The following is a 16,954-nucleotide window of genomic DNA, read 5'->3' on the forward strand; positions in this document are numbered from 1 at the left end:
AGGCAATGTAGTTAATATGGGTAATATTAATGCTAATAATGTATTACTTATAGGGAATAAGGTTTTATTATATGGAACTTTTGATATTGAAAATAAAACTTTTAATCAAATTGCAGCTTTAGATAAAGATAAAAAAACAAATATATATTTAGTTGGGAATGAAACTCATGCTGATATTGCTACCTTAAATAATATAGATAAGTTGCATATAACTGCTAAAGATGAAGGTTCTTTATATTTAGGTGCTACGGGATATTATTACAATCCATCTTCGTTTAAGGATTTTAATTATGAACAACAAGATTATGATAATGCTTTAAATGAAACTGGAAACAAAATAGAAGTAAAGCATAATAATAAAAAATTTTTAAATAATAAATTTATAGGTATAAGTTCTGATGTGGATTGGTGGCATTTTGCTAAAGGATGGAATGAAAATAAAGATAGTTTTAACAAAAATATCGAATATAGACTTACTAATAATATAAATTTTAAAGGCAATCAAGGCAAAGGCGAAGAAGGAAAAGATTGGCAAAACTATGCTAATTATTGTATAGATGGTCTTAATTGTACTTCTATGATGATTGGTGATAATAAAAATCCTTTTACTAAAACATTTGATGGCCAAGGATTTACTTTAAAAAATATTAATATAGAGGATAACAATAAAAATTATGTTGGTATTTTTGGAAATTTAAGTAATGGGGCTAATATAAAGAATTTCAATGTAGATTATATGAATGGTAATGTTAAGGCAAATACGACAAATTCTATTCTTTATGCAGGTGGTGTTGTCGGACTTATAGAGCAAGATGCTAAAGTTGAAGACATTGTTTTAAAAAATATCAATGAAATTATAGGCAATGGTAAAGATTATGCTTATGTTGGAGGTTTTGTTGGGGATATTGTTGATGTAGCTAATATTGATTCTCTACCTATGATAAAAAAGGGCAAAAAATATGAATTACCATCAATACAAAGTAGTAAATTTAAAAATATTACAATTTTAAATATAAACGGTATTCAGGCAGAAGGAATACAAACTTCAAGAGTAGGCGGATTTAGTGGAGCTGTTTATTCCTCTCTATTGAGTCAAAATTCTAGATATGATTTTAATAATATTTTTTTAAATCATATTGGTTATATAGGTGCAGTAACGGATAAAGCAAGTGCTAAATCAGGAGGATTTGTCGGAGAGATTATAAATGTATATAAAGAAAATAACACTCCAACTTATAATAGCTTTACAGATATTTCTTTAAATGATATAGGATTGATTCAATCTTATAACAAAGGAACATATGATCATTATTTAGATAGCTCTCATGATTTTGAGCAGGATGATTCTTTTGCTAGTGGATTTGCTGCAAGTGCTAGTGGAGGGAATTATTTTACTGGTATAACTTTAAATAATATAAAAACAATTCAAAGTATATCCAAAGACAAAGCTGAACTTAGCTATGCGTCAGGTTTTATATCGCATTCTGGTTCAAATTATTTCAACGACATAATTTTAAATGATATACAAAATATTATTTCTGAAGGAACGGGGCATAATAAAAATGGAGCAACAATAGCAACTGGTTTTGTGAGTTTTTATAATCCTAGTTATTTTTATGATATATATGCTTTTTTTAATTCAAAATCACAAATTCAATCAATTGCACCTAAAAATGAAGAAAAGACTATAGTTGGTTATTTTGATATCGGAGGAAAAGATAAAGATGATAAAAGCCATCATAATATCCATGTGTGGATGCCTAAAGATATTTTAAATGGAAAACACTCTCCTGATAAAAAATCTTCTATTGATATAAAAGAATACAGCGATCAAACGCAAGCTTATAAAGAATATAAACAAAAATTGTTAGAATACTCTAGTAAGCAATTTTTAAAAGACAATCATAATTATCTTACTTTTGCTTTAAATGAGAAAAAAGATGAACTTAAAGAAGCTTTAGAATTAGATTTAAATGCTATTTTAAACAAAGAAGCTATGCTTTTCAAAGATGATTCTTTTCAAAGTAGTATTGAAAATTATGCTATTAATGATATTGCAAGTCAATATTATAAATTTTATATTAGCTCGCTAGATGATATGCTTAAAGAAAAAGATTATAAACAGATGAGTGAAGATGAGAAAATTGATTTTGTGTCTAAGTATTTTTTAAAAGATAATGAAAACAATAAAGAAGAAGCTTTGAAGATAGTTCAGAGTTTGGAATTTATAGATGCTTATCAAGAAAATGGTTTAAAGGGTGCTAATAAAGAAAAAATTTATCAAAATGAAACTTTTGAAAAATTGTTAGATAATACTGCTAATGTGATTTCTAAAAAAGATTTTATATTCGCTTTATTAAAGAAAGATTTGAAAGATTTTCTTGATAAATCTATAATACTAACAAATCAACTACAAGAAATAAAAACAAAAATTCAAGAAAATGAAAGAGAATATAATGCTTTAGCTAGTAGTGAAAATATTGATTTCAAAAAAATCAATATTTTGGCAGAAAATATTAGCAAATTAAATCAGCAACAAAAAGATATTGTTTCTCAATTGGATATTAGCCCTATAAAAAATAAAATAGAATATACTATCTCAAAAGGAGGTTTTGAAATAATAGGAGATGTTAAGCAAGATATATATACGCCAAAATTAGCACAGCTTGCATTGCAACACGCGAAAAAAGAAATTCCGTGGACAGAACTTCAACCAAGCACTCCAGTGAAAAAAGAAAAATCTAAAAAAGATTTACCTTTTATAGAAAATAATATTTATTTATCAACTAGCGATAATTTGAAATCAGATGGTGGACTTGTGATAAAAAAAATTAGAAAAGAAAAAGATGTAGATAAGGCTGTCACGAGAAAAAGAGCAGTAACTTGCATAGTTAATGATGGATTTAAAACTATGAATCCTTGTGTAGTAAGTGATATATAAAATATAAATACTAGGTTATCCTAGTATTTATAGTTGTAGATATTATTGAAATTTACTATTGATCAATTCTTAAATTACAATTAATCTAAATCAAGTGTTATTATAAATTAAGGTAAAATCATGAAAAAACTCTCTCTTTGTATTATAGCAATTAGCTCTTTAGTCTATGCTAATAATGGAAGTATTATCATAGCTAAAAATGATATAGAAAAGGTTATAGAATTATCCCCTGATAGAAACCTCCCTCAAAACAAAGCTATCAAAGAAAATCTAAAAACCAAAGATGATTATAAAAAAGCTCAAGAAGCTAAAAAAGACTTTGAAGAAAAAAAGAAAGCCTTAAAAGAAAAACTAAATCAAGAAGATGAAACTAATGAGGAAACTAACAATCAAACTAATAATAACACTACCAACCCAAATAACCAAATTAACACTAACACAAACAATGACAAAACTAACACTAACTCTAGTATAAATAATCAAACAAACAATAATTTTAATTCAACTAATAATAGCTTTAATACCAATAATGCTTCAAACAATCATAGTTTTAATAACAACACTACCAAATTAAACAATCAAACCAATACCAACAATAATACAAGTAATCCAAATAATCAAACAAACAATAGTTCTAATAACAACTCTACTAACTCAAGTAATCAAACTAATACTACCACTACTAAACAAGTAATAACCAAATACAAATTTGTTATCACTAATGAAAACACTAGCTTTGAAAAGCTAGGTATTAAAGAAGAAGATTTACAAATACTCATTAGCGAGTTTAGCACTAGAAAATTTAGTTTGCAAGATTTACAAGATATATCTAATATTATTGCTTATTATTTCCAAGTTAATGGCTATCCTGCTGCAACAGCTTATGTACCCCAACAAGAATTTGAAGATAGTGTGCAAATAAACATAGCCTTAGGAACATTAGGTAAGTATATAATAAAGAATAAAACTACTATAAAAGATTATTTCATAGAAAGTAAGCTTAATGAAAGAATCAAAGGTAAAATCATCTCTACTAAATTAATAGAAGATAGTGTATATAAAGTCAATGAAATGTATGGAGTACAAACCCTAGCAGGCTTACAAGCAGGAGAGAATGTAGGAGAAACTGATATAGTTATAGAAGTAGTTCCTGATACTAAGGCTAATGTATTATTATATGCTGATAATTATGGTATTAAAAGTGCAGGGGATATTAGAGCTGGTATTAGTATGGGATTTAATTCTATACTTAATATGGGAGATTATTATAATTTTTACTTACAATCAAGCAATGAAAAACAAATTAACTATGGAGCAAGTTATACTTTCTTTTTAGGAAATTTAAAAATTACTCCAAGTGTATCAAAAGGAAATTATTCTTTAGGTGGAGATTATCAAGAAGTTGGCTTTAGTGGAATTTCAAAAAGTATAGGTATAGACTTTTCTTATCCTGTATGGATTAATACTAATTCATCTTTATACTTTACTTCTAGTATTTATCATAAAACTTTAAATGATAAAGCTTTCGCTTATACACCATTTTCATATATAGCAAATAAAAATTCTAATGTAGGTAGTATAGGTTTAGAAGGTTTATTTAGAGGATTTGAGAATAATACCTTAAGTTATAGTGCTAAGATAAGTATAGGTAAGGTTAATGATGATGGACTTTTTATAGAAGATAATTATTTTAAAAATGAAAGTAAAGGCTTTGGTTGGTTTAGAAAACTCAATGCTAGTTTGAATAATTATTATAGTATTAATGAGTATATTACTCATACTTTAAATATAAACTATCAAAAGGTATTAGGAAATTTTGAATTAGATTCTTCTGAGAGTTCATCTTTAGGTGGAGCTTATGGAGTAAGAGCTTATGATAATGGAGAGGGAGATGGAGATAATACCATAGTAGCTAACTTTGGTATAAGAATAAATATACCAAATACTAATTTTTATTTTACTCCCTTTTATGATATAGGTTATGCTTGGTATGAAAAAGCTTCAGGGGATAGATTAGCAGATGAGCATTTTTTAGATGCTGTAGGCTTACAAATACTTTATAATAAAGCTAATGAGTATTATATAAAGCTTGATGCAGCAAGAGCAGTTCATCAGTATAAATATGATGATGAACATAGAATGAAATTGTATTTAAGTGGTGGGGTGTATTTTTAACTACACCGCTTTTATAATTAAACACCAAAGAAAATTTCAGGTTTTAATCTAAGCATTAAACAATATGCAGCCAAACTAGCTTGCTCTCTTGTGTAATTTCTATTGCCTTGTATATGAACGCATTCTTGTAAAAAGGTTCCATCTTTATACATAGCTCCTATGTAGATGGTGCCTGCTTTGGTGTTTTTATCATTCTCTTCTCCAGCTACCCCACTAAGCGCTAAAGCAAAATCACAATTTGTGGTTTTGAAAACCCCTTTTAACATAAAATAAATACAACGATCAGAATATTCTCCAACACTTTCTAAAGTATCATTGCTCACCCCAAGCCAAGAATTTTTCAAACGATTAGAATAAGTGATCAAAGAACCCTCAAACACATTAGAAATTCCTGAATTTTCAGCAAATTTTGAAGCACAAAGTCCTGCGGTACAACTTTCTGCAAAGGAAATTTTTAAGTTTTTTTCTAAAAGTTTTTTGGCTATAAATTTAATAGGATCATTTCCTAAAAATACTTTTCCTGCAAAAAGTTTGAAAACCCCTTTTAAAAAGCCTTCTAGTTTTCCATATTGACTAGCGCTTGCTCTAATGCAAATGAGATTATCTAATAATGCACTTGAACAAGTTTGAATTTCAAAAGAAGTAGTAAGTGTGCTAAGTAAGATATTTGCACTCATTTCATCTATATCTAAAAGACAAAAATACGCATAGTCAAGTTCAGGATTTTGCAAAATCAAAGGTAATTTTTGCTCTATATTTATATTTAATAAATTAATATGGCATTGCTCAAAAGAACTTAAAAAGGAATTTTTTTCACGCAAAGCTTTTGAAGGTACTAGGGTATCATTTTCTAAGATTAAAACATCATCATTTAAGGTTGCTATGATTTTAGCTATGGTTGCATAGTATTCGCTAATGCTAAAAATGGTTATATAGCTATATTCTTTAGAAAGTTTTTCAAGTAAAAAAGGAAGTTCTTTATCAGGTTTGTTTATAAATTTTAACTCATGAAGCTCTAAAAACTGCTTTTTGTATTCTTCTTGTATATAACGCATATAATTTTCATTAATAATAATTTCATTGCCTATAATGATGATGAGATGTTTCATGATTTTCCTTTTTTTATTGCGATTATAACAAAAAAATAAGTGCAAATTAAAAGTATTTTAAGTAGAATTTACTATTTTTAAATTTTTCAAGGTGGATTATATGGATTATAAAGATACGCTATTGCTTCCAAATACGACTTTTGCAATGCGTGCAAATTTAGCAGAGCTTGAGCCTAAGCGTTTTAGCAAGTGGTTTGAAAACAACTATGCTTATGAAAAAATGAAACAAAAAAGACAAGGAATAAGCGAGAGTTTTACTTTACATGATGGCCCTCCTTATGCTAATGGACATTTGCATATTGGCCATGCTTTAAATAAAATTTTAAAAGATATCATCATCAAAATGCATTATTTTCAAGGTAAAAAAGTGCGTTTTACTCCTGGTTGGGATTGTCATGGTTTACCGATAGAACAGCAAGTTGAAGTTAAACTTAAAGATAAAAAGCAAAGTTTAAGCAAAAAAGAAATTCGTGAGTTTTGCAGAGAGCATGCGAGAGAATTTGTAAATATCCAAAGAGATGAATTTAAGTCTTTGGGTGTGATTGCTGATTGGGATGAGCCATACTTGACTATGAAAAATGCTTTTGAGGCAGATATTTACAAAGCTTTATGTAAAATCGCTAAAAAAGGACTTTTGCTAGAAAGAAGTAAGCCTGTTTTTTGGAGCTGGGCTGCTAAGAGTGCATTAGCAGAAGCTGAAGTAGAGTATGAAGACAAAGAAGATTATTCTATTTTTGTAGCTTTTGAGCTTGATAAAACTTCCCTTGAAAAGCTAGGTGTAAAAAAAGCTAAAGCAGTCATTTGGACTACCACGCCTTGGACTTTACCGGCAAATCAAGCTATATCTTTAAATCCAAATGAAAAATATGTTATCACTGAAGAAGGTTATATTTTTGCTAAAGCCTTGCTTGAAAATATGATTAATAAAAACTTCACTCAAGGAAAAATTCAAAAAGAACTTTTAGGTTCTGAATTTGAAAATTTAAGTGCTATTAATCCACTTAATCAAAGAAAATCCACTCTTATTTTAGGCGATCATGTTTTAATGGAAGGTGGAACAGGGCTTGTACATACTGCACCAGGTCATGGTGAGGATGATTATTATGTGTGCTTAAAATATGGCATTGAAGTGATTATGCCAGTAGATGATGGTGGGTGTTATGATGAAACACTAAGAGCTAAAGGGCTTTTGCCAGAGCATTTATTAAATGAGTTTATAGGACTTCATATTTTTAAAGCAAATGAGCGTATTTTAGAATTGCTTGGCGAAGCTTTGCTTGAAAGTTCTAAATTTATACATTCTTATCCATTTTGTTGGAGAACACATAAACCGGTTATTTATAGAGCCACAAAACAATGGTTTATCTTAATGGATGAGAAAAAATTAGATGGAAAATCTTTAAGAGAACTAGCACTAGAGCAATTAAATAATGTGAAATTTTACCCAGAAAGTGGGGTAAAAAGACTTAGTTCTATGATAGAAAATCGCCCTGATTGGTGTATATCAAGACAAAGAGATTGGGGTGTGCCTATCGCATTTTTTAGAGATAAAAACACCAAAGAAGTGATTTTTGATGATGATGTTTTAGATCATTTGGTGGGAATTTTTGAAGTAAATGGAGCTGATGCGTGGTGGGATTTAGAAATAAAAGATTTATTACCGCCAAATAGCAAATATGATCCAAATAATTTAGAAAAAGTTTATGATATTTTAGATGTTTGGTTTGATAGTGGTAGCACTTGGGAAGCAGTATTAAACTCAGCAAGATATGATGCAGGAGAATATCAAGCTTCAATGTATCTTGAAGGAAGTGACCAGCACCGTGGATGGTTTCAAAGCTCACTTTTAATTTCTACTGCTATCAATCACAAAACCCCATATAAAAACATACTTACTCATGGCTTTACCGTAGATGAAAAGGGTCAAAAAATGAGTAAATCTAAGGGTAATGTGATTTTACCTCAAAATGTAGCTAAAAATTATGGGGTAGAAATTTTAAGACTTTGGATAATGCTTAGTGATTATTCAACGGACTTAAAAATTTCAGATAATATCTTAAAACAAGTAAGCGAGCAGTATAGAAAGATAAGAAATACTATAAGATTTTTACTTGCAAATACTAATGATATGGAATTTTTAGAAACAAAAAATTTCACACTTTTAGATAAGTGGATTTTAATGCGTGCAAAAGTTGCTTTTGAAGCATGTGAAGCTGCTTTTGAAAAATATGAATTTGCAAAAGGCTTTAGTGTGCTTTTAAATTTCTTAAGTGCGGATTTAAGTGGAATTTACTTAGATGTGTGCAAAGACAGATTATATTGTAATGCAAAAGATGACACAAAGAGAGTAAGCGCGCAAAGTGCCATGGTGTTAATAGCTAGAAAACTTTTTGCGCTTTTAGCTCCAAGTTTAACTTACACTATAGATGAAGCTTTAGAACATGCAAATGTGGCCATTAAAGAAAATGCTAAAGATGTTTTTGATTTGGTATTAAAAAATGGCTTTGATTATGAGTATAAAATCGAAGATGATTTATTTATAAAATCAAGAGAAAAATTCTTTGAACTTGTTGATGTATTAAAAAAAGACAAAATCATCAAATCAACCTTAGAGTTAAGCTTGCAAACAAGTGCAAATGAGCTTTTGAGTGAAGATATTGAAGAAGTAGCTGATTGGTTTATGGTAAGCTCAGTAGAAAGCTTAGATGATAAAGAAACTTTGAGTGAGTTTAAAATAGATGATCATAGTTTTAAAATAGTGCGTTCTTTATTGCACAAGTGTCCAAGATGTTGGAAATTTTTAGCAAAAGAAGAAGAATGTTTATGTCCAAGATGTAATAGTGTGGAAAAAGCAAAAAATGTTTGAGCAAGCTTTACCTTTTAGCGTGGTAGTGATTACTTTATTGAGCTTTTTATTTATCACGCTTTTTTTGTTTTATTTGGTTAAAAAATTTAAGGATAAATAATGGTAACTTTAAAAGAAGCTTTGAAATTTTCAAATGAAGAATTAGAAAATCTAAAAAAAGAATTAAATGAAAAAGCACATCAGCAAAAGCATTTAGGTGCTTATGTAGAGCAGTTTTTAAATAAAGACTTAAGCACTTCAGGTACTGGCGTACCAGTAGCTATAAAAGATAATATTAGTGTAAAAGATTGGGAATTAACTTGTGGTTCTAAAATTTTACAAGGCTATGTGGCTCCTTATGATGCAAGCGCTATTGTAAATTTACGCAAAAATAATTTTACTCCATTTGGAAGATGTAATATGGATGAGTTTGCTATGGGAAGTACAAGTGCAACTTCTTTTTATGGTAAGACTTTAAATCCGCTTGATAATACTAAAGTTCCAGGTGGAAGTAGTGGGGGGAGTGCTGCTGCGGTTGCTGCAGGGATAGCTTTAGCATGTTTGGGTTCAGATACAGGTGGTTCAGTAAGGCAACCTGCTGCTTTTTGTGGTTGTGTTGGGTTTAAGCCAAGTTATGGAAGAGTTAGCAGGTATGGTTTAGCAGCGTATTCTTCAAGCCTTGATCAAATAGGAGTTTTAACGCAAAATGTTGAAGATGCTGCAATTTTATATGATGCTATTGCAGGCTATGATGAAAAAGATAGCACAAGTGCAAACATAGCTTTTGAACCAACTACGCCAAAGCTAAATGCAAATAAAAAGCTAAAAATAGCTGTGATTAAAAACTATATAGAACAAACTAATGATGATGTAAAACAAGCCTTATTAAAAACTATAGATATGTTAAAAGCAAATGGCCATGAGATTGTTTATAAAGACTTAATGGATTCTACATTTGATGTTGCGGCTTATTATATCATAGCAGCAGCTGAAGCAAGTGCAAATTTAAGCCGTTATGATGGTGTAAGATATGGTAGAAGAAGTGAAAAATGTGACAATCTTAGCCAAATGTATGTAAATAGCAGAAGTGAAGGTTTTGGTGAGGAAGTAAAAAGAAGAATTTTACTAGGAACCTTTGTTTTAAGTAGTGGCTATTATGATGCATACTACATCAAAGCACAAAAGGCTAGAAGATTTATCAAGCAAAAATATGAAGAAATTTTAAACGATTGTGATTTGATTTTTATGCCAGTTGCTCCAAGCGTTGCTTTTGGTTTTAACGATATAAAAACTCCAGTGCAAATGTATTTAGAAGATGTATTTACTATTTCAGTGAATTTAGCAGGACTTGGTGGCATTAGTGTGCCAGTAGGAAAAAATGAAAATGGACTTAGTATTTCTGCTCAACTTATATGTAAAGCTTATGATGAGCAAACTTTATTAGATGGTGCTTTGAGCTTGGAAGAAATTATCAAAAACAAATAAAGGAAAAATTATGAAAATCATAAAACGCGCTTTGACTTTTGAAGATGTTTTACTAGTCCCTCAATATTCTGAGGTTTTACCTAAAGAAGTAGATATTAAAACAAGACTTACAAAAAATATCACCTTAAATATGCCTTTGATTTCAGCTGCTATGGATACAGTTACTGAACATAGAGCAGCTATTATGATGGCAAGGCTTGGTGGCATAGGGGTAATCCATAAAAATATGGACATAGCTTCACAAGTTAGAGAGATAAAAAGAGTTAAAAAAAGTGAAAGTGGCGTGATTATGGATCCTATTTATATAGGGCCTAAAGCAAGTGTTAAAGAAGCGCTAGAACTCATGGCTGAATATAGAATTTCAGGCGTTCCTGTGGTAGATGAGAATAAAATTTTAATAGGAATTTTAACTAATCGCGATTTAAGATTTGAAACTAACTTTGATAATTTAGTAGAAAATGTAATGACAAAAATGCCTTTAATCACTGCTAAAAAAGGCTCTACTTTAGATGATGCAGAAAGGATTTTCTCTACTAATAAAGTAGAAAAACTTCCAATCGTAGATGAAAATAATCGCTTAGAAGGTTTAATCACTATAAAAGATTTGAAAAAACGCAAAGAATATCCAAATTCAAATAAAGATGCTTATGGAAGATTAAGAGTGGCTGCAGCCGTGGGTGTGGGTCAGCTTGATCGCGTAAAGGCTTTAGTAGAAGCTGAAGTTGATGTTATAGTAATGGATAGTGCGCATGGACATTCTAAAGGGATTATTGATACATTAAAAGCAATTAAGGCTGAATTTAATGTAGATGTGATAGTAGGAAATGTTGCAAGTGCTAAAGCAGTTAAAGATCTATGTGAAGCAGGTGCAGACGCTGTTAAGATAGGTATAGGACCTGGTAGTATTTGTACCACTCGTATTGTTTCAGGTGTGGGTGTACCTCAAATTTCAGCTATAGATGAATGCGCAATAGAAGCGAGTAAATACAGCGTGCCAGTAATCGCTGATGGGGGTATAAAATACTCAGGCGATATTGCAAAAGCTATCGCAGCAGGAGCAAGTAGTGTGATGATAGGTTCACTTTTGGCAGGAACTGATGAGAGTCCAGGTGAGTTATTTACTTATCAAGGAAGACAATATAAGAGTTATCGTGGCATGGGAAGCTTAGGTGCTATGCAAAAAGGTAGTTCAGATAGATATTTCCAAGAAGGTACAGCTCAAGATAAACTTGTACCTGAAGGTATTGAAGGTAGGGTGCCTTATGTAGGAAGTATAAAAAGTGTAGTACATCAACTTTTAGGTGGGCTTAGATCTTCTATGGGTTATGTAGGTGCAGTAGATATCAAAGCTTTCCAAGAAAGAGCTGAATTTGTAGAAATCACCGTAGCAGGATTAAAAGAAAGCCATGTGCATGATGTAACTATCACTGCTGAAGCACCAAATTATAAGGTGAGTAATTAATGGAATTTGAAGATCATATCAAACAAGCCGAGCTTTCTTTGGAAAAACTTAATGATAAAGATTTGGACCTTAAAACTTGCGTAGAAATTTATAAAGAAGGTTTAAAAAGTATCAAGCAAGCAAGAACTATGCTTGAAAATGCTAAATTAGAAATCGAGCAAGTAGATGAGTAGTGTTGTAGCTTTACAATTTCCCACTTTGGCTTTGAGTGAATCAAGGCTTGATTATTATCTAAAAGCTGCCAAGGAAAGTGGTGCGAATTTGGTGGTTTTGGGTGAGTATGTTTTAAATAGCTTTTTTAGTGAGCTAAAAACTATGCCAAAAAGCATGATCAAAGAACAAAGTCAAAGCAAAAAAGCAAGCTTGATAAAACTTGCTAAAAAATATGATTTAAATATTATTGCACCTTTCATAAGTGTTGAAAATGATGGTTTAAAAAAACTATGCTTAAAAGTAGGTCCACAAAATGTAAAAGTGTATGAGCAACAAATTTTAATGCCTTATGCACACTGGAATGAAGAAAAATTTTTTAACAATAAAAAAGCTGATAAGCTTAAACTTTTTACTTTCACACATGAGGGCTTAAAATGTGCTTTGCTTTTTGGTTTTGAGGCACATTTTGATATCTTTTGGCAAATGATCATGAAAAAAAAGATAGACTTAGTCATCATTCCCACAGCTAGCACCTTTGAAAGTAATCAAAGATGGCTAGAACTTTTAAAAACAAGAGCCTTTTTAAACTCAACAAGCATTTTAAGGGTTAATCGTATAGGTAATTTAAAGCAAGAAAATGAGTGGAAATTTTATGGAGATAGCTTTTTTATTAATGCTTTTGGGGAAGTACAAGAGCAACTTGGCGATCAAGAAGAAATGCTTGTAGTAGAAGTTAGTAAAGCAAATGAAGCTAGAAATTTATGGGGTTTTGATAAGCTTATAAAAAATTACGAAGAATAAAATTTATTTTAGTTTTTTAGAAAGTAAAAACAATGAGTAGATTTTATCTCTAAGGGCTTTTTATATTTTATTTTTAGTAAATAAATGATAGAATTTTGCCTTAAATTTTCAAAAAATTTGAGGCAAGAATGCAAAAAATTCATTTTATAGGTATAGGCGGTATTGGAATTTCAGCTTTGGCGAGATTTTTAAAAGAACAAGACTTTAAGATTAGTGGTTCTGATATCAAAGAAAGTAAAATCACAAAAGAATTAGAAAAAGAAGGTATAAATATAAAAATTCCTCATCATAAAGACAATGTTAAAGATGTGGATTTAGTGGTGTATTCAGCTGCTATCAAAGAAGATAATGAGGAATTAATCAGTGCAAAAAAACAAAACATCACAACGCTTTCAAGAAAAGAAGCCCTGCCTATGATTTTAAAAGACAAAAGAGTTTTTGCGGTTGCGGGAGCCCATGGTAAAAGCACAACTTCAAGCATTTTAGCAAGCTTGATAGAAGCTTCTGTTATTATTGGTGCAGTGTTGAAAGAAAGTGGCACCAATATGCTTTATAAAGAAAGCGAAAATCTCATTTTTGAAGCTGATGAGAGTGACAGTTCTTTTTTGAACTCAAATCCTTATTTAGCTATAGTGACTAATGTTGAAGCAGAACATTTAGATCATTATGGAAATGATCTTTCAAAATTATACAAAGCTTATGAAGACTTTTTGCGTTTGTCTAAAATTCAAGTGATTAATGCTGAAGATGAGTTTTTGTCAAGTTTAAATTTAAATAATGCAAAAAAGCTTTACCCAAGCAAAGATATCACAAATATTTATATGAAAGTAGAAAATTTTAAGCCAAAAACCTATTTTACACTTAAAGATTTAGGTGAATTTAGCGTTTTTGGTATGGGTGAGCATGTGGCGATGGACGCTGCTTTGGCTATTTTGGCTGCGAGTGAATTTATAAATATAGAAGAGCTAAAAACTAAGCTTTTAAAATATCAAGGGATTAAAAAAAGATTTGACATTTTATTTGCAAATGAAAATATGGCTTTGATTGATGATTATGGGCACCATCCAACAGAAATCAAAACAACACTTAAAGCAGCAAATGAGTATGCAAGGCTAGCTGGATATAAAAAAATCATAGCTATTTTTGAGCCTCACCGCTACACGCGTTTAAGTGCAAATATAGAGTATTTTAGCGAGGTTTTAGCAAATGTTGATGAGCTCTATATTTTACCTGTGTATGCAGCAGGGGAAGCTAAAATAGATATTAATATGCAAAAATACTTTCCAAAAGCTAAATTTATAAAAGAAATTAAAAGAGAAGAAAATGCTATTTATCTTGATGATGAGTTGATTGAAAATGGCTTGGTAATTGGTTTTGGTGCAGGAGATATAAGCACAAAGCTTAGGGGCAAGTATGTTTAAGATTTTTTTATATGTCTTAGCTTTTTTTGCGATTTTACTTTTTTTCATTTTTTTGCGTAAAAAAATAGGTAAGATTAGTAATTATCTTTTGATTTTAATGTTGATTTTGATGATTGCCTTTGCGATTAAATTTGAGTTAAGTGCCACAAGAAGTGGTATTTTGAAAAAAGAAACGCTCAATGCATTTTTACAAGGACAAAGTCTAATTTGCAAAGATGTTAATGTCACTAAAGAGTATTTTAACTTTGAACATGGAACGCAAAGTTTTATTTCAAATGGTAAAAATAAACAATTTAAAGCCTATATTTTTGATATAAAAGATTGCAAGGTAGATAAATAATGCAAGAGCAATTTTTTAAAAAGCTAGATTTAGATGGTTATATAGAAGACTTTAGGGGACTTTTTGCAAGAGATAAAGAAATTTTTTTACAAGGTGATAGCAAGCTTCATTATAAAAGAATCAATGAACTTTCGCTGATTGATTTTAATCCTCCGCCTATGATAGAAGAGCTAAATAGTGCTTTAACTCATCTTAGCAAGCAAGGAATTTTACATTTAAGCCAAAGCTTTGAATTTATTAAAATCTGTATGTATTTTAGATACTTAAAGGGCTTAAAAATTGAAGAAAGTTTAAAAGAATGGCTTTTAAAAATAGAAATTCCACAAGCTATTTTAGAACTTTTTGAGTATTTTGATGAAAAGGGTGAGATTAAAGAAAGTGTTGATGAAAGACTTGTTAATCTAAATTTAGCTCTAAAAATGAAAAAAGAAAGCTTGGTAGCTGAGTTTAAAAAACTCACCTATACTAAAAATCTTAGTGCGTATTTAATTGATACTCAAATCCATCTTATCAATGGTATGGAAGCCTTGCTTTTGCGCGGTGGGTTTAATCATGTCTTAAAAGCAAAAATCATAGGTAGAAGTAGTGGTGGTGGATTTTATGTGGTGCCTTTGAGTGTAGAAAAAATCCAAAGTCAAATAGATGAAATCAAAGATGCTAAAGAAGAAATTTTTTATGAGTATGCTAAAAAAATCAGCTTGATTTTTTATAAAAATTTGATGTTTTTGAAATTTATCAATAATGCTTTTGATTTATTTGATCATTATAGCGCTAGAGTTTTGATGGCTAAAAAACATGATTATGAGTTTGTTTTAGCTGATAGTTCTAATAATTTAAGCTTATATAACTTCGCACATCCGGCTTTAAAAAATGCAAAAAGTGTTAATATAGAGTTTAATAAAAAAGTTTTAATCATCACGGGTGTAAATGCAGGTGGTAAGTCTATGCTTTTAAAAGGAATTTTAAGTGCAGCTTTACTTGCAAAGCATTTACTTCCTATGAGAATTAATGCACAAAAAAGCCAAATAGGCAATTTCAAAGAATTTGATGCGATTTTAGAAGATCCACAAAATGTAAAAAATGATATTTCTACTTTTGCAGGAAGAATGTTGCATTTTTCTAAGCTTTTAGGTAAGAAAAATGTTTTATTAGGGGTTGATGAGATAGAGCTTGGAACAGATTTTGAAGAAGCTGCGTGTTTATATACTGAGCTTATTTCTAAGCTTTTAGAACAAGATAATAAAATCATCATTACAACCCACCACAAACGCCTTGCTATGCTTTTAGCTAAAAATTCACAAGTTGAACTCATCGCTGCTTTGTATGATGAGGAATTATCACGCCCAAAATATGAGTTTTTAAAAGGCACTATAGGCAAATCTTATGCATTTGAAACGGCTTTAAGATATGGCATAAGTGCAAATTTAGTGCAAAATGCTAAAAAGCTTTATGGAGAAGATAAAGAAAATTTAGAAGAAATGGTAAGTAAAAATATCAATCTTGAACTTTCTTTACGCAAGAAAAATGAAGAGCTTGAAAAAAAAGAAGTCAAAGTAGATGAAATTTTACTTTCACTTAAAGATCAAAAAGAAAAAAATGAGCAAGAATTTAAAAAGCTTATTTCTAATTTAGAATTTAAATACCACAAAGCCATAGAAGAAGCTAAAAAAACGATAAATCTAAAAGATATTAAAGAAAAACAAAGAAGTTTAAACAAAGCCAATGAACTTAAAAAAAGCATTGTTTTACCAAGTATGGAGCAAAATGAAGAACTTAGAGTTGGGGATTTTGTAAAATATGAAAAAATCAAAGGTAAAATCACTGCAATTTCAAAAAACGATGCGATGATTCAAAGCGATGGTTTGAGTTTGCGTGTGCCATTAAAGCTTCTTAAAAAAAGCAATCAAAACCCTACACAAAAGGTAAAACCAAGTGTCAATATAACCCGTCCAAGTGCTTTAAATATGACTTTAGATTTACACGGCTTAAGAAGTGATGAGGCGCTTGAAAGATTAGATAAATTTATCTCTGATGCTTTGATAGTGGGTTTTGATGAGGTGATAGTTTATCATGGTATAGGCACAGGAAAACTAGCTTTTGCGGTAAAAGAGTTTTTAAAAGCCCACAAAAGTGTAAAAAGCTTTAATGATGCTCCGATTAATCAAGGTGGTTTTGGTGCTAAGGTGGTTAAGCTTTAAGTAAAATTATAGTAAAACCTTTAA

At 30.1% G+C, this 16,954-nt stretch carries 11 protein-coding genes; 10 read left to right on the forward strand and 1 reads right to left on the reverse strand.

Annotated features, from left to right (window positions below):
• Positions 1-2,941, forward strand: a 2,941-nt coding sequence (locus L8X33_RS07310; RefSeq protein WP_263670366.1) for a hypothetical protein, incomplete at its 5' end; no start/stop codon positions are given.
• A 120-nt stretch (positions 2,942-3,061) separates the two neighbouring features.
• Positions 3,062-5,116 (forward strand): ShlB/FhaC/HecB family hemolysin secretion/activation protein, encoded by a 2,055-nt coding sequence (locus tag L8X33_RS07315; protein ID WP_263670368.1) that lies wholly within the window; start codon positions 3,062-3,064, stop codon positions 5,114-5,116.
• Positions 5,117-5,133: 17 nt separating this feature from the next.
• Here the strand turns inward: L8X33_RS07315 and L8X33_RS07320 are convergent, their stop codons facing one another.
• Positions 5,134-6,225 carry a CinA family protein gene (locus L8X33_RS07320; RefSeq protein WP_263670370.1) on the reverse strand — a complete coding sequence of 364 codons (1,092 nt, stop codon included), beginning with the start codon at positions 6,223-6,225 and terminating at the stop codon, positions 5,134-5,136.
• Positions 6,226-6,325: 100 nt separating this feature from the next.
• On the opposite strand from L8X33_RS07320, the gene ileS reads away from it, so the two are divergent.
• From ileS to L8X33_RS07360, 8 genes are all read left to right on the forward strand, one after another.
• Complete coding sequence (ileS, locus tag L8X33_RS07325; protein WP_263661186.1) at positions 6,326-9,091, forward strand: isoleucine--tRNA ligase; 2,766 nt, start codon at positions 6,326-6,328, stop codon at positions 9,089-9,091.
• 99 nt (positions 9,092-9,190) lie between these two features.
• Positions 9,191-10,555, forward strand: a complete 1,365-nt coding sequence (gene gatA, locus L8X33_RS07330) for an Asp-tRNA(Asn)/Glu-tRNA(Gln) amidotransferase subunit GatA (protein ID WP_263670371.1) — start codon at positions 9,191-9,193, stop codon at positions 10,553-10,555.
• A gap of 10 nt (positions 10,556-10,565) precedes the next feature.
• Complete coding sequence (guaB, locus tag L8X33_RS07335) at positions 10,566-12,017, forward strand: IMP dehydrogenase (RefSeq protein ID WP_263665049.1); 1,452 nt, start codon at positions 10,566-10,568, stop codon at positions 12,015-12,017.
• Positions 12,017-12,190, forward strand: coding sequence for an exodeoxyribonuclease VII small subunit (xseB, locus tag L8X33_RS07340; protein ID WP_039628709.1), 174 nt, complete (start codon positions 12,017-12,019; stop codon positions 12,188-12,190). The genes guaB and xseB overlap by 1 nt, the downstream gene beginning before the upstream one ends.
• Positions 12,183-12,971 carry a carbon-nitrogen hydrolase family protein gene (locus L8X33_RS07345; protein WP_263659654.1) on the forward strand — a complete coding sequence of 263 codons (789 nt, stop codon included), beginning with the start codon at positions 12,183-12,185 and terminating at the stop codon, positions 12,969-12,971. Before xseB ends, L8X33_RS07345 begins: the two co-directional genes overlap by 8 nt.
• Before the next feature lie 128 nt (positions 12,972-13,099).
• A complete protein-coding gene (gene murC, locus L8X33_RS07350; RefSeq protein ID WP_263666839.1) occupies positions 13,100-14,392 on the forward strand; it encodes a UDP-N-acetylmuramate--L-alanine ligase in 1,293 nt (430 codons plus the stop codon).
• A complete protein-coding gene (locus L8X33_RS07355; protein ID WP_263670372.1) occupies positions 14,385-14,732 on the forward strand; it encodes a hypothetical protein in 348 nt (115 codons plus the stop codon). Before murC ends, L8X33_RS07355 begins: the two co-directional genes overlap by 8 nt.
• Positions 14,732-16,930, forward strand: coding sequence for an endonuclease MutS2 (locus L8X33_RS07360; protein ID WP_263670373.1), 2,199 nt, complete (start codon positions 14,732-14,734; stop codon positions 16,928-16,930). Before L8X33_RS07355 ends, L8X33_RS07360 begins: the two co-directional genes overlap by 1 nt.
• Positions 16,931-16,954: the final 24 nt, after the last annotated feature.

Source organism: Campylobacter sp. CNRCH_2014_2849 (genome assembly GCF_025772845.1).
Lineage (GTDB): Bacteria > Campylobacterota > Campylobacteria > Campylobacterales > Campylobacteraceae > Campylobacter_D > Campylobacter_D lari_D.

What these genes read in the sequence shown, in the direction of transcription:
- L8X33_RS07315 (WP_263670368.1), top strand. Translation starts at nt 3,062, where the DNA reads ATGAAAAAACTCTCTCTTTGTATTATAGCAATTAGCTCTTTAGTCTAT.
- L8X33_RS07320 (WP_263670370.1), bottom strand. Translation starts at nt 6,225, where the DNA reads ATGAAACATCTCATCATCATTATAGGCAATGAAATTATTATTAATGAA.
- ileS (WP_263661186.1), top strand. Translation starts at nt 6,326, where the DNA reads ATGGATTATAAAGATACGCTATTGCTTCCAAATACGACTTTTGCAATG.
- gatA (WP_263670371.1), top strand. Translation starts at nt 9,191, where the DNA reads ATGGTAACTTTAAAAGAAGCTTTGAAATTTTCAAATGAAGAATTAGAA.
- guaB (WP_263665049.1), top strand. Translation starts at nt 10,566, where the DNA reads ATGAAAATCATAAAACGCGCTTTGACTTTTGAAGATGTTTTACTAGTC.
- xseB (WP_039628709.1), top strand. Translation starts at nt 12,017, where the DNA reads ATGGAATTTGAAGATCATATCAAACAAGCCGAGCTTTCTTTGGAAAAA.
- L8X33_RS07345 (WP_263659654.1), top strand. Translation starts at nt 12,183, where the DNA reads ATGAGTAGTGTTGTAGCTTTACAATTTCCCACTTTGGCTTTGAGTGAA.
- murC (WP_263666839.1), top strand. Translation starts at nt 13,100, where the DNA reads ATGCAAAAAATTCATTTTATAGGTATAGGCGGTATTGGAATTTCAGCT.
- L8X33_RS07355 (WP_263670372.1), top strand. Translation starts at nt 14,385, where the DNA reads ATGTTTAAGATTTTTTTATATGTCTTAGCTTTTTTTGCGATTTTACTT.
- L8X33_RS07360 (WP_263670373.1), top strand. Translation starts at nt 14,732, where the DNA reads ATGCAAGAGCAATTTTTTAAAAAGCTAGATTTAGATGGTTATATAGAA.